We start from the raw sequence: 22336 nt of genomic DNA on the forward strand, positions 1-22336 counted from the left end.
AGTTGAACGATTCACTATACGAACGTTCAACTGCATAGTTTTTGGATTGAAATATGGGGTTTTATGGCTTATGATATTTCCGTCAAAATACGACAGAATTCTACAGAGAGGAGATCGAATTATGAGAAAATGGAAGCGATTTCAAGACCGCAGTATCCGGCAAAAATTATTTTTGACCTATTCGATACTGATGATTGTCCCTCTCGTAGTGATAAGCATTTACTTCTATACATATGCCATGTCTATTTTTGAATCCCGTATCGTGAAGTCGTTTCAGGAGACGAATCAGCAGATGGTGTCCACGGCGGATTCCTTTGTCAGTAGTATGATCAAATCGTCGGAACAGCCTTTTTATGATGAAAAGCTGATGCAGATTTTATCGAAGGATTATTCCACCGTACCTTACGAGACTTTCGAGAAGAGTATGGATTACCGCTATATCAGCGACAGTATGTTCAAAGATCTGATGACCTTTAATCCAAGTATCGACTCGATTCTGATCTATCCTGTGAACAGCCCTTTAATCTACCGCAGGGGTTATGATACGACCTTTAATTATAAATACAGCCCGGTGAATGAACTGTGGTACCGGAAAATCGTAAACAACGCGGAAAAGCCGGTCCTGATCGGAATGCATGAGGAGAAACAGATGTATGCCAAGCCTCGCCCCGTATTGTCTGTGGGTAGAGTACTTGTGGATGTGGATACCTATCAGAAATTAGGGGTGCTGCTGGTCAATTTTCGGGTGGAACAGCTTGAAAGTCTGTTTAGCGGGCTCACCGACAAGCAGGATGTCAATCAGTTCATCGTGGACGAAGAAGGGACGGTGGTATTCAGTGCCACTCCGGCGATGATCGGGGCGGATCTGAATCAGTTCATAGCAGAGATAGAGCCGGGTAACAAGAACTACTATGTTGTTCACCACGTGTCAGAAGTTTCAGGCTGGGAGTTTTACAGCATCATTCATCGCAACAAGCTGTTTGCCGAGATCAACCGGATTCGCAATTTTGCGGTGCTGTTGATCGTTCTGCTGGTTGTGCTCGGATTCGTAACGGCATTTCTCGTATCGGGCAGCATTTCCAATCCGATACGCAGACTTAACCGTCTGATGCGCAAAGTAGAAAGAGGGGATTTTAATGTGACGGCCCGGCAGGACAGCCTCGATGAAGTGGGGCATTTATCCACTTCATTTAACCGGATGACCGCCGAGATCAAGGAATTGATCGAGCAAATTAAGCTGGAGGAAAAAAAGAAGCGGGGCGCCGAGCTGAATGCGCTGCAAAATCAGATTAATCCTCATTTCATTTACAATACACTTTCGGTGATTAAGTGGATGGCCCAGGCCCAGATGGCGGACAACATTACGGAAGCGATTGACGATATGATTCATGTTCTGTCCTTTTCTACACGTAATACCCAGGAATTTGTCTCGATTGAGGAAGAAATGGCTTTTATTCATAACTACCTCGAACTGCTTCAGCTTCGCTATTATAATGTGTTTGACTTTGAGATGGAGGTTGCACCGGATGTTCTGCGATGCAGGACGCTGAAATTTATGGTGCAGCCTTTTGTCGAGAATGCGGTATTTCACGCATTTGCCGGGGATGACCGGCATCACTATCTGAACATCCATGTGGAAAGGGCGGACGGCGATATCCGGTTCACGATTTCCGACAACGGATGCGGTATCGCGCAAGAGCGGCTGGATGAGCTTTTGCAGCAGGAGATGTCCAATGAACAGACCATGAATTCGATCGGGATCGGGAATGTATCCCGTAGATTGAAGCTTCATTTTGGTCAGAAGTATGGAGTATCCATGGATAGCCACCAAGGGGAAGGAACTACGGTGCGAATTCTAATCCCTGCGTTGGAGCATCACCTTGGGCACGATCAGGTAAGGAAAGAGGGAGCCGTATGAAAATCATGATTGTGGATGACGAGTCATTTATCCGGATGAATTTCAAGACATTTCTCGACTGGAAACATCACGGATATGGTTTGGTAGGTGAAGCTTCCAACGGCCGGGAGGCTTTGGAGAAAATAGATGAGCTTGATCCGGACGTCGTCTTTCTGGATATCAGAATGCCGTTGATGGATGGACTTGAGGTTCTCAGACAACTGCAGCAAAGAGAGCATTCCTGCAAGGTGATTATTCTGAGCAGTCATAACGAATTTGAATATGCCCGGGAAGCGCTTCGGCTTGGCGCCTGTGACTATATTCACAAACCCAACTTGACCCGGACAGCCGTGTTTGAGGCGCTTGCCCGTGTCCAAAAGCTGTTGAACCACCCGTCAGGGCAGGAACGCCTTGTACCGTTGCAGCAAAATATGGAGAAGAACCGCAATGAATTGAAAAACCTCTTTTTACGTGATTTAGCGATTGGGGTGGTTCGTCATGAGTGGGAGATCGAGCAAAAGAAAAAGCTGTACGATCTGAAGCTGAAACAGCCGAATGTATGCTGCATTGTGATGTTTATCGACCAGTATGACCAGGTAAAGGAACGGTACAAAAAGGGCATGGAGCATTTGCTCGGCTTCTCGATCCTGAATATTTTGCAAGAAGTGCTGAACCGGTACAACGAACTGGAACTGTTTCAAATGGGGCCAAAAGAAATCGTTTTTTTAAAATCCAATTCGGATATAAGAAGCATGAATGACATATTGGAAGAACGCTGGGGATTAATCCGTAAAATTGAAAAAACGTTGAAACAATTTTTGAACATCCATGTTAGTTTCAGTATCAGCGGACTGCATGGTCACCTACTGGAAATCCCTAAAGCGTATCATGAAGCTCAGGAAGCCGCAGAAATGCTGTTCTTTGAGGATCGCGGCAATGTAGTGGCTTTTGAACCCGGCGGCATAAAGACAGGGAATGCCAAAGCTCTATTCGGATGGGCTGAGCAGAGCATCAAAAAAGCCATGGCCGAAAAGAACATGGTTGAAGCTATTTCTGTCGTTCATGAGATGTTTGCCGAAATCAAAGAACAGCGATGTGCCGGGCGCCGTGAAACCCTGGAAATGTGCGTGAATATGCACTATCTGATTCAGTCGTTCCTGAAAGAAACAAGCGGGGTGGAAGACCCGACAGGAATGCAGGAAATTATGGCTGCAGAGCGGTTGGAGCAGCTTCACCTTCTCCTGATCCGGGAACTGGAGACGATCCAAGACAGTCATACGGAGGAAGCCACCTCGACGAACTACAAAATCAAACGGGTTATCGACTATATCCATCAGCATTATGATCACGATCTGACCCTGGATGAACTTGCAGGTTACGTCGGCTTGAACAATAGCTACTTAAGCAGGATTTTTAAGGAGCAGACCGGCTCCATGTTGATTCCGTACATTAATCGCTACCGGGTGAAGAAATCCCTCGATTTCTTGAAGGACGGGAAACTGAAAACCTATGAGATCGCGGAAAAGGTCGGTTTTAACAGTATAGATAACTATTACATCAGCTTTAAGAAGCTCTACGGACTTCCGCCAAACGAGTACCGGAAAACTTATATGGGAAAGTAAAAAATCACGGAGATATGTAAATATCCTCTGTTTGCCCAGTCATGCGGCCTAGATAAGATGAAGGTAACACCGGTTCAAGGTGAATTTACTTTTAATTAAAGGGGTAGTGACAGATGAGAAAGAAGAGAAAGAACGTAGTCCTGTTATTATGCTCCCTATTGCTGATGCTTACCGCAGCAGGGTGTGGATCGAACTCCAATGCAGGCAATACAGACAACAGCGCTTCAGGCAAAGCTGGAGGGGCAAATCAGGAAAAGAAGGAAACCGTCGAGGTAACGATGGCCTATTGGGCCAATGCTTCCGAGCAAAAGAACTTCGAGTTCATGGTTGATGGCCTTGAAAAAGAATATCCAAACATTAAAGTCAAAATGCAAATGTATCCGACGAGCGATGAATTTTGGAAAGCGGTTCCATCGGCGATTGCCGCTGGCGTAGGTCCCGACATCATAGCCATGTCTGATGAAGGAAACTATGAATATATCAAAAAAGGCGTTCTGGCTCCGCTGGATGAGCTAATCGGCCAAGTAGGATTCGAAAAGGAGCGCATTACCGCATCGCTATACAAAGGCTGGAGTGATGATAATAAGCTGTACGGCATTCCTTATGACTCTTCTACTTCCATGTTGGCTATTAACAAAGCGATGTTCGATAAATCGGGAATCACAAAATATCCGGAAACGATGGACGAAGTAGTCGAACTGGCCAAAGCCATGACCACCAAGGACGTTAAAGGGATTATCGGCAGCATCGATCCGTTCCACATTACGCAATATGTACACGCTTTCGGCGGGGATTGGGGTTTTGGCAAAACAATCAATTCCAAAGAAAACGTGGCCGGAGTTCAATTCTTTGTCGATTTGTTCCTGACAAATCAGGTAGCCATCGCTCCGATTGAAGTAGGGGCCCCATGGGACGGCGAAGTATTCAGCCAGGAAAAAGGCGCTATGTCCACGGCGGGTCCATGGTATGTCGGTCACCTGAGAGAAGCCAATCCGGATATGGAAATGATCGCTTTGCCTATGCCTAAAGGCACGGTAGAAGCGCAAAGCGCCTACTCTCACGGCCTGTCCATTCTGGCGGGCAGCAAGCATAAAGAAGAAGCGATGTCAGTCATCAAATACGCACTGAGAGATGAGGCACAGGTCAACGCCATCGACGCGGTTGGATACTCACCGGCTGTATCCGCACTGCTTCCGAAATATCTGGAGCAAAATCCGGAACTGAAAGCGGTATTTGACAATATGGAAAAAGTCGGGATGCCGTTTGCTTATCCGGAGCAAACCAAAGCGTTCCATGCCGATCTGCTGAAAGGTGTGGAGGAAATTATTTTCAAAAAAGACGGATTGACGGTGGAGCAACTGCTGAACAACCTGCAAAGTGAATACGGCGAAAACTAGTTTCCGGGCTGGACTTTGGCATGGCCAGGGTCCGGCCGTTTTTTTCAACAACCACGAGGGAGGTAATATAAACGATGAAAAAATCACTTACCAAATTAACATCGATGATCATGTTAGTGTGTCTGCTAGTCACGTCGATCGGCCCGTTTCAATCCGCCCATGCTTCACCGGTGTTGCAGGTTACGGAGGGGCAGGTTCAAGGCGAGTACGCGCTGGATCTGTCGCAAGTCGGTAATGTGGACTGGCTGCATCTTAAAGGAGACAGCCAAAATAACATTACGGAAATTAAAAAGGCGGGCTCCAGTTCAGTCACCTTCAGCGTATATGGAGATACGGGAACCGAGGGGAAAATCGACAGAGGCGGGGACGCCAATTACTTGTCTTACTCTTGGAATGATGGCATGGCTGGATACGAGCAAGGCAACAAAGACACCGGGTTCGGCATCTTTTTTCCAAGCACAAGCCGGAACGCAGGAGATTATAACAATGTAGGCTGGAATTTTGCGGTAGCCCCGCAGTCACAGGAGACGACTGTCGTATTCGCAATCGGGTTGTGGCAAGCCGATGCGGACATTCACATTTACAGCGACGATGTTTTGTTCGAGACGCGAAAAATAGGTGCAGGCGGTACTTCGCAGATCTATAAATATCAGATTGTGATACCTGCGAACGTAAGTTTGAAAGTGGAAGGCCGATTGACAAAAGCAAGAATAAGAGACGGGAACATGACGTTTTCCGGTTTGGCTTTAAGCAGTGCGGACGTTGTCGATAAAATTGCACTGCATAACGAATATAGTAAAGTAAAGGATATGACCCAGGGTCTGTTCTCGGAGGCTTCGTGGCAATCTTTCGTAACTGCGAGGGAAGCGGCCAAGGCAATCCTTGACCGGCCTGATGCAACACAGCGGGAAGTCGATGACGCTCTCCAGACGTTGGTAGCCGCACAGGCTGCTCTCGAAAAAAGAGAAACCCATATTATGATTGATTTTATGGGCAGCGGATCGAAAGAATATACTTTCGGCGCTAAGGGGGACCAGCAAGACAGATATCAGACTTTTACGGTTAAAGAAAACTTTGAAATGGAATATGCTCAGGTTGTTGTAAATAGAGCTAACGAATCAGTCAGCGATATGCTGGTTAAGTTGTATGCGACGGACAGCCAGGGACTGCCGACAGGGGCGGCATTGGCCGAGACGTCCGTTGCTCAGGATAAGGTGGTAAGCGGCGCGATAACAACGGCTCCACTCCAATATCATCTTGTACAAAATACGCGGTACGCTCTTGTCTTATCTCAACAAGCGCTAGGTTCAGGTGAATACCGCTGGAAGGTTATGAACAAAAGCTTCGAATCGCAAAACGAGTTTTTTGGTAAATCGATTTCCGGAACCTTTAAATCTGAAGCGGATCTCGGCACGGGAATGCTGCGCATTGTTGAGAAGAGCAATGTGGATCGAAGCCATCTGCAGTCCCTCGTCGAGGAGGTGGAACAATATAACAGCAAGCTGTTCAATAGAGCGAGCTGGTCTCAAGTTGATGTAGCCTTGACTCAAGCCAATGATATTTTGAACGATATGGATGTAAAACAGGATGACCTTGATTTGGCCTATGATCAGTTACGCTTAGCCATAAGCAACTTGGTGCTGAACGTTGGGCTGAATGAAGTTGCTGAACAGATTGTCTCCATTAGAGATGCTGTTGTGACCGGCTATACGGCGCAATCGGTGGCTGCATTGAATACGGCAATTCAAGAAGCGATAGCACTCGGTGCAGGCGCTACGGAACAAGACCGGATCAAGGCTTATTCCAAAGTGTTGAACGCACTTGAATCATTGCGGGGGGAAGGCAAATATCAATTTGAAGCCAAGCCGCAAATGACGGCAGCATTCGGGTTTGAGGGAGACAAGAACGCTTCGCTGGCTTTTCTTGACGGCTCGTATCAAATCGGAGGTTACCGTAACGCCCAACATGGACCTGTGGCTCCGAAACAGATGGTTACTTTCGGTGTAACGGATACATCAAATATCAAATGGTATAATGCTGAAGGCTATCTGCCGATGTTCATCAACGAATATACCAAGAATGAGATGGAATATAAAATTGAATCCTTCGCTAATAAACATACGGTTGACGGAAAAGATTATGTGATCGACTATTCCAGAATGACCGTCACCAATCATTCCGGTGAGACAAGATTGCTGCCTGTCGTATCGAACAACTTGATTCCTATAAATGAGGCGGCCAATCAGACGTATACGATTGCTCCGGGTGAAACCGTGACTCGCGATTATGCGATCGAAGCGGATAAATATGAATATTTTGACGAGGGTAAAACGGTCTTTACTTCATTAACCAGAGAGCAAGTGGCTGGACAAGGTAATTTTGACGAGAACTATCAGGGTATGAAGTTGTATTGGGATAGCAGGATTTCAGAAATTGTAGATTTCGACCTGCCTAATCAAGAACTGGTTAATGCCTTTAAGGCGGGCTATATCTACACCTTAATTATCAAAGATAATACCTATCTGCATGTCGGGGAGAACGGGTATGCCAGATTATTTTCCCACGACACGATCGGCATCCTGGTTCAATTGATTGAAAGCGGAGATTTTGCTTATGCCGAGGATTATTTGAACAGTATTCCTTTGACCGGAGGAATCAATATCGAGACCGGTGAAGTGGATCCCGACCAATATTGGGATGCCAACTGGAAGCTTCCTTGGGCCTATGCCGTATATTTAAGCAAAACGGGGGATGCATCCATTTTCGACGAAATGATGACGGGGGACGACGGCTCGCAAGGAACCGTATTTGAGAAGAGAGTCAAGATCGGGGCAAGAAGCATTGAATCCGATCGCATGGGCGACGGCGGCATTATGAAAGAAACCTATGCCATCGATGATAAAGGCTATTGGACGATTGACAATTATTCCGCCCTGATGGGGTTGGTATCTTATGAATACCTTACCCGGGAGCTTTATCGAATCAAGGGGGATGCAAGCTATTTGGCAGAAGCAAATTGGGCCGAAGCCCAACATGCCGATTTGCTGACGAAATTCACGGACAAATTGCAAAAGACGATTGTCGATAACGGCCTCAATTATATTCCAGCCTCTGTGGTGGAAAGTAACGACAAGAACCGGATGAAGGATTCCAGAGATGCTAACTGGGCTTCCATGTACCTGTTCGGAAGATGGCTGTGGGACGGATATCTATACGGCGCAGAGCAGCCGGAGGACAATATCAATTTGACGATGATGGATGATACTTATACGTATGGTATCGACAGACGTATTAACGAGAATACGACCGATTCGCCGTATAACTTTGGTGGTTACCCGCATGGCTTCTATTCAAGCGCCTACAATGCCGGTTACGGAAGCTCCGCGCTTCGCGGTGAAGAGTACAGAGATATAGGGATTAAAGCGTACGAATTTATGATTGAAAATTCTATGAGTGGACCGTTCAGTTGGTGGGAAGGCGTTGCCTATCCTGCGGCATCCAGTCCATGGGCAACGACGAATGAGCAACTCAGTCTCCAAAATACGCCTGGCGGCGGCGGATCGGCCCAGCATATGTGGGGGCAGGCGGTCAACTCCAAGGTGTTGATAGACTCACTGATTGCTGAGAGAATTTATGATCAGAATCAGAAATACGAGATTATCATCGGCCGTGGAATTCCTAAAGAATGGATTGCAAATGCAGCAATGAACAATGATGTAGTGGCCAATGTGCAGAACTATCCTGCCTTCCAGGGAGGAAGAGTGGGATATAAGGTTGAAAGAAAGGCAAACCAGCTTGTATTTACATTAACTAGCAGCTTGCAGCAAGCGAAGGCAGGTACGGACAACGCCAGCTTCAGCATCCAGTTGCCTAGCATGGTGAATAATATTCTGGAAGTCTCCACAGGTGTCATTGATCATGAGAAAGGGGTCGTTACAGTTCCGCTGAGCACCGATTCGGTTACGATCACATTGGCTGATCTGCCTGGACCTACGGATGTCGAGCTGGATAAAGCGGCACTGGAGATCGGCTTCGCTGCCGGAGATTCGGATACATCCGTAACCAAAAACGTAACTTTACCGACGGTAGGAGGACACGGAAGTGTGATTGCTTGGTCTTCCAGTGAACCGGGCGTTATTTCTGAGACGGGTACAGTGAAGCGTCCTTCCGTAACTACTCAAGTGACTCTAACAGCTACACTGGAAAAGGGTGGAGTGAAAGCACAGAAGTCATTCGTTCTGACGGTTCCGGGGGCATCGGCCAACCAACCTGCTTGGCCGGCGGGCAGCCAATTGACGGCAAGCCAAATTGTACAGAACAGCCTTGTCCTGAACTGGACACCGGCAACAAGCCATACGGATCTGGTGCATTACAAGATTACTTGGGGCGCTCAATCCAAATTGGTGGCCGGAGATCAGCACTCCGTTGAAATCAAGGGTCTGACTGCGGACACAACCTACACCTTCCGCGTGGAAGCAGAAGACAAGGACGGTCTGTGGAGCGACAACGGACCAACGGTTAGCGTCAAGACAAAGGCCAACGAAAACCCGGGCAATGGCGGTGGCAACAACGGAAATAGTGGCAACAATGGAAATAGTGGCAACAATGGGAATAACGGAAACAACGGAAACAACGGAAACAACGGAAACAATGGAAATAATAACGGTAATAATGGCAATAACGGCAATAACGGCGGCGTTAACGGAAATTCAGGAACGGCAAACTTGCCGAAATTGACAGACATCGCCAACCATTGGGCGCGCGAGGCTATTGCAACTGCAGTAGAACGTGAAATTGTAAAAGGCTACGAAGATGGAACCTTCCGTCCGAATGGCATGGTGACGCGCAGTGAACTGATGGTCATGCTTGGCCGCGCGCTCAGCGTCCCGCAAGAAGAAACAGTTCTTTCATTTAAGGATGCAGCCAAGATTCCGGCATGGGCGAAGCCTTACGTCGCCAATGCGGTCAAGTCCGGATTCGTGAACGGGTACGAGGACGGTACTTTCCGTCCGGACGGAAAGATTACCCGGATTGAGTTTGTAGCGATGGTTGCACGTGCCTTGAATATGAAGGCGGACACAAACGTATCTTTGCCTTTTGGAGATGCCGATCAAATTCCTTCATGGGGCAAAGCCTATGCGGCAGCTCTGTATGAGGCGGGTCTGATTGAAGGCAAAGGCAATAATCGGTTTGCGCCAAACGATCAAGTGACTCGTGCGGAAGCGGTAACCCTGCTTCTCAGAATGGCTCAGTCTAGCGCTGACAAACCATAGTTGCCTGGCAATAAATTAAAAGACCGACTGTTCTGACAGAGGTTTTGCGGGAATAACGCGCAAAACCTCTGTTTTTTGCGTGTGTAGAGAATAACAAAATAATACTGATGATTTTTTTCTAATCCAAGATGTGCGCGGTGCGATATTGTCTTGGGGAGAGGCCTTTTTCTTTTTTGAACATTTTGGAGAACAGCAGGGGATCCTCATACCCGACCGATCTCGCAATATCGCCGATGGCCAGCAGGTTGTTTGACATTAGCGTGCATGCTTGTTGATCCGGAAACGGATCAGGTATTCCTGGATGCTGGAGCCCATTCGCGTCCGGAACACGGCGCACAGATAGCTCCGATCCAGACCGACGAAGTTGGCGATTTGGCTGATGCTGATTTTGTTGGAGTAATTCGTCCCAATGAAATCGATCACTTTCTGCACATAAATGTCTTGCCTTTGATGATAGTCTTTTTGAAGTTCCGAAGGATTGCCCGGATTGACTTCGGCCATGTGCGAAAACAGCGAGTAAAGCAAAGAGGTCATTTTCAGGTCTCTTCCATACGAAACTTTTCTGGACTCATGTATTTGCAGGATATGGCGTTCTATCTTATGTGGGTCACACCGGTTAAGAATGGGAGATTCGATGGACAACCCGGCTTGACTTAAGTAGCTTTCCGCTTGAATTCCCTGAAAGCCGACCCAACCGTACTTCCAGGGATGGTCGGCATCCGCCTGGTAATAGGTGACTACTCCGGGGAAAATAAGAAAAGCCTGTCCTTTTTCAAGATGATAAATGTGATTTCCCGTTTCAAAGGTACCTTGACCTTCCAGCACGTAATGGATCAGAAAATAATCTCTAACGGACGGTCCGTAGTCATGGAGAGATGCACACTGCTCCATTCCATATTGCGTGATATGCAGGTCGAGAAAGGAAGGGTTGCTGGCCAGGTATTCAATCATGGCGGGGTCTCCTTTGTTGAATTATCAAGTATATTAACATATCTTGAACGTAATTATGAAGCATTTAGGGTGTTCATCAATTATTATGCCATATTTGTAAAGTGATGTTCCATTTACTGCGGACAGCTTTACCCCTAAGATGAAAGTAAGCGATTTCTTATTTTTGCATGGAAAAGGGGATTAACATGGCTATTCGTTATTATGAATCCGAAGGGATCTTTCACCTTCAATCAGAGCATATGAGTTACATACTGCAAATTGTGAATGGGTATCCGGTACATGCCTATTGGGGAAGAAAATTGCGCATGGAAGAGCATCCGCAAAGTCTCATTAAATTGGACGGGAACATGCTGCTGGACCGGCTGCCGCAAGAATATCCGCAATATGGTTCAGGGGATTTCCGCAATCCTGCTTATCAGGTTCGCCTTGAGGACGGGAGCCGGATTACGGAGCTGGTGTACCAGGGACACCGCATTTTCTCCGGAAAGCTGCCGCTTGAAGGGCTACCGTCCGTCTATGCCGAGAGTGAAGGCGAGGCCGAAACGCTGGAATTGGAACTGAAGGATGAATATAGCGGGCTTAGGGTAACGCTGAGCTACAGCGTGTTTCAGCATTCCGACGCGCTGACGAGATCCGTCCGTTTTGAGAATACAGGTGCAGGTACCCTCCAGCTTCTGAAGGCGCTGAGTGCGAGCGTGGATTTGCCGCGCTCCGATCTTGAAATGATATACCTGGCCGGCGCCTGGTCCCGTGAAGCGCATATCCAGCGTCGTCCGCTGGGTCCCGGCGGAACGGTAATCGAGGGTCGTAGAGGCGGCATGAGCGGTCATCAGCTCAATCCGTTTATTGCCCTGGCTGCGCCGGGAGCGGATGAAGATCAAGGGGAAGTTTATAGCCTCAGCTTTGTATACAGCGGAAACTTTGCCGCAGTGGCCGAGGTCGATTCCTTTAATTCGACCCGGCTCTCGATCGGGCTCAATCCGTTCGATTTCACCTGGGTGCTGTCGCCGGGCCAGACGTTCCAGACTCCGGAAGCCGTTATGGTCTACACGGACGGCGGGCTGGGCGAAATGTCGAGAACGTATCACCGCTTGTACCGTACCCGGCTGTGCCGCGGCGTGCACCGCGACCGGGAACGGCCGATTCTGATCAACAACTGGGAAGGCACCTATTTCGATTTCAATACGGAAAAGCTGCTCGACATCGCCAAAGTGGGTGCGGACATGGGAATCGAATTGTTCGTGATGGATGACGGATGGTTCGGTAAGCGGGACAACGATAGAACCTCTCTCGGAGATTGGACGCCGGATCTTAGAAAGTTGCCCGGAGGGCTTACGGATTTGGCCGAGCAGATCAATGCGCTCGGGATGAAGTTCGGGTTATGGTTCGAACCGGAGATGATCTCTCCGGAAAGCGAACTGTACCGCCAGCATCCGGACTGGTGTCTGCATGTGGAAGGCCGGCGCAGAACGGAAGCGAGATGGCAGCTGGTGCTGGACTATTCGCGGGCCGAGGTGCGCGATTATATTTATGATACGCTCAGCAATATATTCAGTACGGTACCGATCTCCTACATCAAATGGGATATGAACCGCCATTTGACGGAAATCGGTTCGGCGGCGGCTGCGCCTGAACATCAATCCGAGATCGCCCACCGTCAGATCCTGGGTCTGTACGAGCTGCTGGAACGGCTGACTTCCCGCTTCCCGGACATTTTGTTCGAGAATTGCTGCAGCGGCGGCGGCCGGTTCGATCCCGGCATGATGTATTACATGCCGCAAACCTGGACCAGCGACGACACCGATGCGGTAGAGCGGCTGAAGATCCAGTACGGCACCAGCCTCGTATATCCGGTCAGTTCGATCGGCGCCCATGTTTCGGCGGTTCCGAATCATCAGGTGAACCGGATGACCCCGCTCAAGATGAGAGGCGATGTGGCGATGTCCGGGAACTTCGGCTACGAATTGGACCTGACCAAGTTTACCGATGAAGAGAAAGAAATCGTCAAGCAGCAGGTGAAGCAGTACAAGGAAATCCGCTCGCTGGTGCAGCAGGGCGACCTTTATCGGCTGCTTAGCCCGTTTGACGGCACGGAATCGGCTTGGATGTTTGTCTCGCCGGACCGCAAGGAAGCGCTCGCCTTCTTCTTCAGAGTGCTGGCCGAACCGCACCCGCCGGAGAAGCGGCTGCAGTTTAAAGGACTGAATCCGGACTTCGATTATGCTGTGGAGAACTTGGATGATGCGAACGGGAAGGACTGCTTGGCCGGACCGGACGACGAAACGAACGGCACCGAAAACGGAAGCAGCGTCCATGGCGCGAACGTGTTGCCGGGCGATCGTTTGATGCATCTGGGCGTGATTATCCCCGAACTGAAAGGCGACTACGCCAGCACTTCATTTAGATTGAAGGCAATCGAACGATAAGAACGCAATTTGCGGCAGGTAATTCAGGCAACTCGTGTAGTCTGCCTGATAGCATGTCGCTGATAGTAACTCGGCCCCATAGAACATAGACCGCAGCGATCTTTGCGGCAACTTAACTGTATTTCCTCCAGTTAAGTTGCCGGTAATCGCCCTTGGGAGAAGAATAGCTGTAAAAACTACTGCTAATTCTCCTCCAAATGAAGCCTAAGGCCGGAAAGCCTGAAATTAACTGGAGGTTTTCCTGTTATTTCGCGAAAACATAGGCATTATCCTCAAATTAACTGTAGATTTTCCAGTTGATCATGTAACCCAAACAAAAAGATCAATCAGGAGCGGTGAAATGCCTCTGATTGATCCTTTTTATTGCCGCATCAACTGTGCTCAACGAAGCCCGACCTTCTTTTTTTACCCTGTCCCGCATAACTTGTATAGATGTTCCGCCGTAGGCAGGTAGGGGGATACAAACATGCAGTTTAGAAGGGGATTTCGCAGCCGGAGAAGAAGATGGCACAGCCGAAGAAGGAGCCCGCGAAGCAGGAGGAAAGTTTTGCTTGTTGTCCTGCTCATTGCATTTATCGCTATTTTCCAGTTTTTTCAATATGTGGAACGCCATATGAGAGAGCCGATCATGCACTTGGCAAAAATCCGGGTTAAGCAAATTGCCACAGAGTCGATCAATGAAGCGATCACTTCCCAAGTAGCCAACGAGCAGCAGGTGGGAAATTTGATCGATTGGAAAACCGACGATGCGGGAAAAATAACGGGATTCATGCTCAATTATTCCGCCCATATGCGGATTACTTCTGATACGATTCAGACGGTCAGGTCAACGCTGGATGAGGTCTCCCAGCTGTCAGAGCATATTCCGCTCGGGCAGGCGCTTGGCAGTCCGATCCTGGCTTCCTTCGGGCCGGGCATTCCGATCAAGATCGAGCCCAAGGGCGATGTGAAGGTGGATCTGAACACCCGGCGCCAGGATGCGGGGATTAATAACATTCTTGTAGAAGTCTTTTTGCGCGTGCGGACGGAACTAGCCGTCGTTGTGCCTTTTGATATGGAACCGCAGGCCGTGGAAACGGAGATCCCGGTTTCTTATCTCCTTGTCGTCGGGGATGTCCCAATGTACTACTATGACAGCAAAGGTAATCCCGTTGGCGATCAGGCTGGAGCGCCGAATATTGCGCTGCCGTCGATTCCGGAGGATAGTGAGGAAAAGGTACAATCCGGGCAGGGGAAGACGGATTCCTCCGATTCCGGAGAGAAGGAAGAAAGTTCGAAAGGAACGGACAGCTCTAAGGCAGCGAAGAGTCAGGGGCAATCAGGTAATCACTAGATAAAAAGATGCCCCTGATCAGGTCCTGTTCAGGGGTATCTTTTCGTTACTTTTTCCGGCGATCCGCTCTTTCCCACTGCCGGAGGAGCGGGTAAGGATTGAACGCCCACTCCGTTGTTCCGGTATCCCGGTATATCCCGTAGTGAAGATGCGGCGGAAATCGCCCTTGCGTTCCGGGCGGACCATAACCGCTGCTTCCGACCCAACCGACCGTCTGACCGGGTTTCACGATGTCGCCGATTTCGATTTTTTTCTCGTAGCCTTGCAAATGCGCATAGTAATGGTATCGGTTATTCAAATCGCGGATTCCGATCCGCCAACCCCCGTAAGGATTCCATCCTTTGGTTTCCACAATGCCATAGCAAACGCTACGGACGGGCACTCCGTAGGAGGCGAAAATGTCGGTGCCTTCATGGGTACGCAGTCCGCCCCAGCCGCGGCGGTCGCCCCAGGTGTCACGGAAGGTATAGACGCTGCTTACCGGTAGCGGGAAGGCGCTTGTCATAAGATCGACGCGCCCGTAGGTTTTATAGATTTTCACAAACTGGCGGATCCGGGTCACCGCGGAATCGTTTTGGTAATACCGCCATAACGCGATACGGAAATCCTCCTCCTCATAGCCGAAGCTGCCAAGGTACGATGCGAGCGTGAACAAGGCGTCCCGGTCGTTTCCGGGATCCGCCGCCCCGTCGGCTGTGGCGTCCTTTCCGAGCCCGCCGAACAATCCGATGGTTGCCGGGACCGTATCGCCGGGATTGGGGTTTAGCGGGCCGGCCCAGACGGCTTCTCTGAAATTGAGGCTGACAAGGCGCTTTTTGGCGGCTTCGGCCTTTTTCCGCGGGGTTATCGTACGCTCATATTGATCTATGGCAGCGAGCCAGTACCATGGAATTTGCGTCAGCATCCCGGTCTCTTGATACAGGCTGTATCTCAATTGGTAAATGCTCTTGCCGGCGGATACAGCCGGTGTTCCCGGAGCCTTCGCGGCTTCCGCGCCTAAGCCGGGCACCGTCGACAGTGAGGTAAGCACGATTACGCAAATGAAGCAGCGAACGATTTTACCTCCGGGAATAACATAAGATCTCAAGGAAGATCTCCTCCTTTGGATGGGATAGCTGTCACTTAGCTTGATGCAAACCCTGTGTTTTTATTCCAATTTTAGTGCTGTTTTCATAATTGTGAATAAGTAAGGGAAATATGAAATTGACTCTTTAAAGTAGGTATTTCCAGAGTATTCATGGTATAATAATTGACGCTATAGCTTATTCCACAAGAAGGAAGGTTTCCAGACTTGTCTAAACCCGTAAGCGAACCTAAACCGGACTGGATTCGAATTAAGCTGACCACCGGAGATAATTATCAGGATATTAAAAATATGATGCGCTCCAAAACACTACATACGGTTTGTGAAGAAGCGCGTTGTCCGAACATATACGAATGCTGGGCCAACCGTACGGCTACCTTTATGATTTTGGGAGAGGTTTGCACCCGGGCATGCCGCTTTTGCGCGGTCAATACGGGTCTGCCGACGGAACTGGATCTAGAGGAGCCGAAGCGGGTAGCCGAGGCTGCAGAAAAAATGAACCTTCAGCACTGCGTAGTAACGAGTGTGGCACGGGATGATCTCAACGACGGAGGAGCCCAAATTTTTGCTGAAACGATCAAGGCCATTCGCGGGAGTTTGCCGCTATGCTCGGTTGAAGTGCTGATCCCCGATTTTCTCGGAAATGAGGAGTCGCTTCGAACTGTAATGGAGGCGAAACCGGACATATTGAACCACAATATTGAAACGGTGGAGCGTCTGTCGGACCGGGTTCGGGCGAAGGCAAAATACCGCCGCTCCTTGGAATTGCTGCAGCGGGCCAAAGGCATGAAGCCGGATATTCCCACTAAATCAAGCATTATGCTCGGCGTGGGCGAAGAGTGGAATGAAATTTTGCAGGCAATGGACGACCTTCGTGCGGTGGATTGCGATATTTTGACGATCGGCCAATACTTGCAACCTTCTCCGCAGCATTTGCGGGTCGAGAAATACTATACGCCTGAGCAATTTGCGGAACTCAAAAAAGAAGGCTTGAAACGCGGCTTCAGCCATGTGGAGTCCGGACCGCTTGTCCGCAGCTCTTACCATGCCCATGAGCAGGTTAAATCGGCGCAAAGCCATAAAAAAGGTACACCCGCTTCCGTGTAGCGGCGAAGGAGGAATCGCGATTGATCCAAATCAGCGGCAAAACTTATGAATTGATTCAAAATTACAAGGATGCCTGGGATCTGGAGGCATTTAAGCAGAGATACAGTGAAGTGCTGGACCGGTACGACTATATCATCGGAGACTGGGGCTATGAAAAGCTGAGGTTAAAAGGCTTTTTGCGCGATAATCATCCGAAGGCCAACCGGGACACGGCTTACTCCGGAATTACGGATTATATCAACGAATACTGCAATTTCGGCTGCAAATATTTCGTGCTTCAGAAAGTCAAAGAAAATGCCAAAGAACATGTTCCGGCAAAACAGCCCTCAGGCGAAGAAAAAACGGTTCCCGAATCTTGATCGGGGACCGTTTTTAGATTATAGAATTTATAAGTTTCCAGCAAAGCTGAACAATTCTATAATCGCAAGAAAAACTTCCGCTAACCGCGGTCTGTATACTTTGGAAAAACATCGATAGACGTTTCTCTTATTGCGTGGCTACGCTAACGGACATGGCGGCCGTTAAGTCGGACAAACTTGCGGTTTTGAAAGTTTAACGGACATCAGAGCCGTTAATAGGTGGAAATAGCCCCCTTTTGAAGCAAATAGTGTGGAATAGCGGCTCTCATGTCCGTTAGCGCACCAAAGCCAATTTTTGGGGGTGTTTAACGTCTCTCATGTCCGTTAGAATTTTTTGATGCGGAATGCGGAATGCGGAATGCGGAATGCGGAATGCGGAATGCGGAATGCGGAATGCGGAATGGGAGCACTAGGAAAATAAAAAGAACCCAGGGCCCTACGTTGGCCTCAGGTTCTAAGTTCTAAGAATTGCGCAAATAATTGCGGTAAGCTTATTTGGATAAGTGGATTGTTCCCTGCTGATAAGTCCACTTGATGCCGGGGAATTTTTTTTGGAATTCATGAATTTCCACATACGTTTCGCCGTCCGCCATCTTGACGGTTTTGGCTGCGATTGTGAAACCGGCTTTGTTGCCGTTACCGTCCGTGACGGTCAACTTCTGGGCTGAAGAGCTCCACGCTACGTCGCCTTTGACCAGTGCCGCGAGAATGCGGGAAGGGACGTATATTTTGTCGCCGCTTTGCATGGTATCGACATACCCGCTGAATGCTACGCCGTTGATGCTTAGGGAAGAAGGATTCCCGCTAAGTTCTATGGTTCTTGCCCCCGCTTTGTACATCCCTGTAATCAATTGGGCTACGGAATTGTTCTTCACTTCAAAGTCGGGCTTGAGGCCGACATGATTGAAATCTTCCTTGTTCGGTGTAAGATACTGCTGTACCGTAAGCTTCAAGGAGCTGCCGTTGGACAGCGTGAACACGTTCTGAATCCGGGCCTTACCGTAAGTTTGGGTGCCGACGACCGTGGCGATGCCGTTGTCATGCAGGGCGCCGGTCAGAATTTCAGAGGCACTTGCGGTCAGTTCATTCGTCAAAATGACGACCGGCATGCCGATATCTTGCCCGCCCGAAATGGTCACTTGCTCGAGATCCTCGCTCTGCCCGGCCGTATACATCAACGTACCGCTTTTCATAAAATACTTGGCGATATTCGCGGCGGTATCGACGTATCCTCCGAGATTATCGCGGAGATCCAGTACGAGCGATCGCATCCCCTGCTCGCGAAGCTTGTCCAGTTCGGTGGCAAAGTCTATATCCGCGGTCTCCGTGAAGGAGGATAGCGCAATGTATCCGATTCTGCCAGATGCAAGGTAACTACTCGTAACAGATGGAAGCGAAAAATGGGCTCGGGTGACCGTGATCGCGAGATTCTGTGTTCCCCCCCGGGTAACGTTCAGCAGCACCTTCGTATTCTCTTCGCCTTGAATCAACAGGATATCATCTCCGCTTTCAACCGCTTGACCGTCGACTTTGGCGATAATATCGCCCTTCTTCAAGCCGGCGGAACCGGCTGGAGAACCGGGAAGCACGTCGGTTATATACAGTTTGCTGCCGGTGAAACGGAGGGTTACTCCGATTCCTACGTACTCCTGATTGACGCTGTCTTCAAATCCTTCCAACTCCTGGGCAGTATAATAATCGCTGTAAGGATCGTCCAGGGTATAGACCATTCCGCGGATAGCATTTTCAAGGAATAGCTCCCTGTCGGCTCCTTCGATATTATATGTATCCAAATAATTCAGTACTTCCTGGAGAACTTCCATCTCCGAGGTTTGGCCTGCGGCTTCTGCCGATCCCGCGCTTTCCGCGGCTGCTCCGACGACTTGGGGAAGTCCGAGCAGCGGGAAGGCCAGCAAGGGAATGAGCGCTTTTTGGCATAGTTTGTTCCATTTCATTTGCAATTAGTCCTTTGCTAAATAATTTAGCCCAAAAAAGCATTACGGACCCGGTTCCAAAACGGAAATGGCCGATAGCGGACAAAGCTGATTTTCTGTGCGGCCACCTGGCAGCGGACAGAAATCAGATCGTCTATGGGCAGGTTGACATGATCTATAGTGAGCATCAGATTCTGATCTTTTCTGGAGTAGATATCACAATGATGATGCTTCGGCAGTACCAGGGACGAGCCCATCGTCCGGAAAACCCGATTGTTAATCGAAGCGATTTCCGAGATCTGCAGGGCCTCGATGGAGGGATGAATCATCGCTCCTCCCAGGCTTTTGTTATACGCCGTACTTCCGGATGGAGTGGATACGCAGATTCCGTCTCCGCGGAACATTTCGAATAAATGATCGTTGATATCCACCTGGGCCACCACGGTGCCGTCAACGCTCTTTAGGGTAAATTCATTAAGGCAAATGTACGATGAAGTTCCCGATTTTTTGCGTATTTCCAGATCCACAAGCGGATAACGGACGATTCGGGGCTTCAATTTCCCTTCCACTTCATGACTGCACATCATCCGGACCAACTCGGGAATTTCATCCGCTTTCCAGTCGGCATAGAAACCGAGATGTCCGGTATGGACGCCTACAAACGCAATCGAAGGGATCCGGTCAATGAAGGTGTGGAAGGCATGGAGCATCGTACCGTCTCCGCCGATGGATACGACGATATCCGGGGCTTCGGCATCCAGCTGTAGTCCATTTTCCGCTGCGAGTTTGTGGAAGGATTCGCTTAGGTCAACGGACAGTTGATCTCCGCGGTCCAGAACGTAATATCTCAAGATGACAGGCTCCTTTATATTTCCTTTTGTAACGATCATAATCAATTCTGAAACAGAACACAACGTTTCATTTTCCAGCGCGTTTTCCCGCTCCCGAAGCAATCCGGGCGATGATGGCGGACAGTAGTGAAGCAATCAGCAGTAAGGCAATCAGGGCCAGCACGACAGTAATCATATCAGGGACAGCGGACCATCCCGGCAAGCTTCCACCCGTCCAAGATGACAGCGGCGCTAAAGCAGGCAAGTTCCCCATCAGCGGCCGCCATAGCAGCAGAAGGAGAATGGCGGACAGAAAAGCATGTACCAGGCGGGCAACGAGAAACGGAAAATAACGGAGGTCTGCACCGTTTAGAATGCTGGCTACCTGGGCATGGACCGACAGTCCTCCCCAGGACAGAATAAATGCTGCGGCCGCGGCTTTGAATATCAGCGGGACCCCAACCGGGGCAGCTGCCGCCGACTTGGTGCCGAGCGTCACTTCAAAGAGTCCGCCGACAAGCGACTCCGCGAGCTCGGCGGGCAAGGAAAGGGCCGGCAGCAGCAGGTGCACGCCGGAGTATAGAACGCTCATGACACGGGAGACTGTCAGTACTTCCAGCACCACGGAGAAAAAAACGACCAGCCCGCCGACGACGGTCATGAGATGCAAAGAAGATCCGATGGCCTGACTGAGCAACTCCCCAAGGCTGCGTCCGTCCTGCATTCGCGCATCATGCATCGCCTTCAGCGCGGAGCGTAAACTAAAACGGGCAGAAGACGTTTTTGAAGAGGCTGAGGAAGACGCTTTGGAGGACTTTTCGGCCTTGGTTCCATAAAAACGCATCAGCACTCCGACCAGCAGCGCGCTTCCGTAGTGGGCCACGGCGAGAGCCCCGGCAAGTTTGGGGTTACTGAAAAAACCGACGGATACGGCGCCTATAAGAAAAATAGGGTCCGATGAAGTGGTAAACGCAACCAGGCGTTCGCCTTCTTCACGGCTTACCAGCTTTTGCTCCCTGAGCTTGGTGGCCAGCTTGGCGCTGACTGGATATCCGGAAGCGAAACCCATGGCGGCCACGAATCCGCCGCTTCCGGGAATGCGAAATAGCGGCTTCATGAGCGGGTCGAGGAGCTTGCCGAGAAAATGAACGATCCCGAAGCCGAGCATCACCTCGGAGATAACGAAGAAAGGAAACAGGGATGGGAACAGCACGTCCCACCAAATGGCGAGCCCCCGGATTGCGGCTTCCCATGAGGCACGGGAGAACGAAAGCATCAGAACCGCCAGGGTAAGTGCCGTAATCAGCAGGAGAAAGTTGCTCCATCGTTTTAGACTCATTCGTACCGCCTCCACAAGGATCATAGTGAAGTGTATGAATCCGGAGGGACAAACAGCACAAAAAAGAAAGAAAGCGATTACAAAAAAGGATGTATTTTTTGACTCTTTTTATGATAAAATGTGGCTATAAATCGTTAATGGATGGAGTGTTGAATATGAGCTTTGTCGCCGGTGTTCTCGTATGCGCTTTTGTATACGTCATTCGCGCCTCTCTAGTCCATTCCGGTGAAGAGGATTGGCGCAGCTATTAGGCATTCCTTTGCTCACAAGAGGTCATTTACATGTAGAAGCTCCGTTTCGGGGCTTTTATTTTTTTTTGGCTCAAGTTTGGTATAATAAGGTACAGTTATTTATTTGCTTCGAACTACCGATAAAGGATGGAGATACCATTGAATCCAAGTTTAAGCATTTACGATAATTTGGGTGGAGCAGGGACCATCCGGCGATTGGTGGAAGCTTTTTATCCGAAAGTTCAGGAGAATCCGCTTTTAGGGCCGCTTTTTCCTGAAGACATTACCCCGGTGTTGGAAAAACAATTTATGTTTTTAAGTCAATTTTTCGGAGGACCTTCTTTATATTCGGATGCCCACGGCCATCCTATGATGCGAGCGCGTCACCTTCCTTTCCCGGTTACCCCGGAACGGGCGGAGGCTTGGCTGGGATGCATGCGTGCAGCTTTGGAGGAGGTCGGAGTGGAGGAGCAACTGCGAGATGCGGTACTTCAACGATTGTCGGGTCCGGCTTTTCATTTCGTCAATACAACCCAGGAATAACGTGTGCTTAT

General features: G+C 49.4%; 15 protein-coding genes. 9 read left to right on the forward strand and 6 right to left on the reverse strand.

Features of this window, described 5'->3' with window-relative positions; all coding sequences use genetic code 11:
• Positions 1 to 121: 121 nt before the first annotated feature.
• The 4 genes from DFP94_RS12880 (at position 122) to DFP94_RS12895 (ending at position 10189) form a co-directional block, all read left to right on the forward strand.
• Positions 122 to 1918, forward strand: a complete 1797-nt coding sequence (locus tag DFP94_RS12880) for a sensor histidine kinase (RefSeq protein ID WP_181873139.1) — start codon at positions 122 to 124, stop codon at positions 1916 to 1918.
• Positions 1915 to 3519, forward strand: coding sequence for a response regulator transcription factor (locus DFP94_RS12885; RefSeq protein WP_114496882.1), 1605 nt, complete (start codon positions 1915 to 1917; stop codon positions 3517 to 3519). Before DFP94_RS12880 ends, DFP94_RS12885 begins: the two co-directional genes overlap by 4 nt.
• 113 nt (positions 3520 to 3632) lie before the next feature.
• Entirely contained in the window at positions 3633 to 4916 is a 1284-nt protein-coding gene (locus DFP94_RS12890; protein WP_114496883.1) for an ABC transporter substrate-binding protein, read from the forward strand.
• A 74-nt stretch (positions 4917 to 4990) separates the two neighbouring features.
• Positions 4991 to 10189, forward strand: a complete 5199-nt coding sequence (locus DFP94_RS12895) for an S-layer homology domain-containing protein (RefSeq protein ID WP_114496884.1) — start codon at positions 4991 to 4993, stop codon at positions 10187 to 10189.
• Between the two features lie 118 nt (positions 10190 to 10307).
• On the opposite strand, the gene DFP94_RS26060 is transcribed toward DFP94_RS12895, so the two are convergent.
• A complete protein-coding gene (locus DFP94_RS26060) occupies positions 10308 to 10445 on the reverse strand; it encodes an AraC family transcriptional regulator (protein WP_245954792.1) in 138 nt (45 codons plus the stop codon).
• Positions 10445 to 11140: an AraC family ligand binding domain-containing protein gene (locus tag DFP94_RS12900; protein WP_245954795.1), complete on the reverse strand. Its 696-nt coding sequence runs from the start codon at positions 11138 to 11140 to the stop codon at positions 10445 to 10447. The genes DFP94_RS26060 and DFP94_RS12900 overlap by 1 nt, the downstream gene beginning before the upstream one ends.
• Positions 11141 to 11325: 185 nt before the next feature.
• Here DFP94_RS12900 and DFP94_RS12905 point away from each other — a divergent pair, with 185 nt between their 5' ends.
• Both DFP94_RS12905 and yunB read left to right on the forward strand, forming a co-directional pair.
• Positions 11326 to 13566, forward strand: a complete 2241-nt coding sequence (locus DFP94_RS12905) for an alpha-galactosidase (RefSeq protein WP_114496885.1) — start codon at positions 11326 to 11328, stop codon at positions 13564 to 13566.
• 466 nt (positions 13567 to 14032) lie between these two features.
• Positions 14033 to 14899, forward strand: coding sequence for a sporulation protein YunB (gene yunB / locus DFP94_RS12910; protein WP_114496886.1), 867 nt, complete (start codon positions 14033 to 14035; stop codon positions 14897 to 14899).
• 46 nt (positions 14900 to 14945) lie between these two features.
• Here yunB and DFP94_RS12915 read toward each other — a convergent pair whose 3' ends face one another.
• Positions 14946 to 15986, reverse strand: coding sequence for a M23 family metallopeptidase (locus tag DFP94_RS12915; RefSeq protein ID WP_245954797.1), 1041 nt, complete (start codon positions 15984 to 15986; stop codon positions 14946 to 14948).
• A 204-nt stretch (positions 15987 to 16190) separates the two neighbouring features.
• Here DFP94_RS12915 and lipA point away from each other — a divergent pair, with 204 nt between their 5' ends.
• Complete coding sequence (lipA, locus tag DFP94_RS12920) at positions 16191 to 17090, forward strand: lipoyl synthase (protein WP_114496887.1); 900 nt, start codon at positions 16191 to 16193, stop codon at positions 17088 to 17090.
• 20 nt (positions 17091 to 17110) lie between these two features.
• Positions 17111 to 17449 carry a YutD family protein gene (locus DFP94_RS12925; RefSeq protein ID WP_114496888.1) on the forward strand — a complete coding sequence of 113 codons (339 nt, stop codon included), beginning with the start codon at positions 17111 to 17113 and terminating at the stop codon, positions 17447 to 17449.
• 491 nt (positions 17450 to 17940) lie between these two features.
• Here the strand turns inward: DFP94_RS12925 and DFP94_RS12930 are convergent, their stop codons facing one another.
• The 3 genes from DFP94_RS12930 to ylbJ form a co-directional block, all read right to left on the reverse strand.
• Positions 17941 to 19404 (reverse strand): S41 family peptidase, encoded by a 1464-nt coding sequence (locus DFP94_RS12930; protein ID WP_114496889.1) that lies wholly within the window; start codon positions 19402 to 19404, stop codon positions 17941 to 17943.
• Between the two features lie 26 nt (positions 19405 to 19430).
• Complete coding sequence (locus DFP94_RS12935; RefSeq protein ID WP_114496890.1) at positions 19431 to 20234, reverse strand: NAD kinase; 804 nt, start codon at positions 20232 to 20234, stop codon at positions 19431 to 19433.
• Positions 20235 to 20301: 67 nt separating this feature from the next.
• Positions 20302 to 21552, reverse strand: a complete 1251-nt coding sequence (gene ylbJ / locus DFP94_RS12940; RefSeq protein WP_114496891.1) for a sporulation integral membrane protein YlbJ — start codon at positions 21550 to 21552, stop codon at positions 20302 to 20304.
• 389 nt (positions 21553 to 21941) lie between these two features.
• On the opposite strand from ylbJ, the gene DFP94_RS12945 reads away from it, so the two are divergent.
• Positions 21942 to 22325 carry a globin domain-containing protein gene (locus DFP94_RS12945; RefSeq protein ID WP_114496892.1) on the forward strand — a complete coding sequence of 128 codons (384 nt, stop codon included), beginning with the start codon at positions 21942 to 21944 and terminating at the stop codon, positions 22323 to 22325.
• Positions 22326 to 22336: the final 11 nt, after the last annotated feature.

The sequence above is a fragment of the Fontibacillus phaseoli genome, from assembly GCF_003337355.1.
Lineage (GTDB): Bacteria > Bacillota > Bacilli > Paenibacillales > Paenibacillaceae > Fontibacillus > Fontibacillus phaseoli.

Coding starts and splice junctions, on each gene's coding strand:
- DFP94_RS12880 (WP_181873139.1), top strand. CDS start 122: ATGAGAAAATGGAAGCGATTTCAAGACCGCAGTATCCGGCAAAAATTA.
- DFP94_RS12885 (WP_114496882.1), top strand. CDS start 1,915: ATGAAAATCATGATTGTGGATGACGAGTCATTTATCCGGATGAATTTC.
- DFP94_RS12890 (WP_114496883.1), top strand. CDS start 3,633: ATGAGAAAGAAGAGAAAGAACGTAGTCCTGTTATTATGCTCCCTATTG.
- DFP94_RS12895 (WP_114496884.1), top strand. CDS start 4,991: ATGAAAAAATCACTTACCAAATTAACATCGATGATCATGTTAGTGTGT.
- DFP94_RS26060 (WP_245954792.1), bottom strand. CDS start 10,445: ATGTCAAACAACCTGCTGGCCATCGGCGATATTGCGAGATCGGTCGGG.
- DFP94_RS12900 (WP_245954795.1), bottom strand. CDS start 11,140: ATGATTGAATACCTGGCCAGCAACCCTTCCTTTCTCGACCTGCATATC.
- DFP94_RS12905 (WP_114496885.1), top strand. CDS start 11,326: ATGGCTATTCGTTATTATGAATCCGAAGGGATCTTTCACCTTCAATCA.
- yunB (WP_114496886.1), top strand. CDS start 14,033: ATGCAGTTTAGAAGGGGATTTCGCAGCCGGAGAAGAAGATGGCACAGC.
- DFP94_RS12930 (WP_114496889.1), bottom strand. CDS start 19,404: ATGAAATGGAACAAACTATGCCAAAAAGCGCTCATTCCCTTGCTGGCC.
- ylbJ (WP_114496891.1), bottom strand. CDS start 21,552: ATGAGTCTAAAACGATGGAGCAACTTTCTCCTGCTGATTACGGCACTT.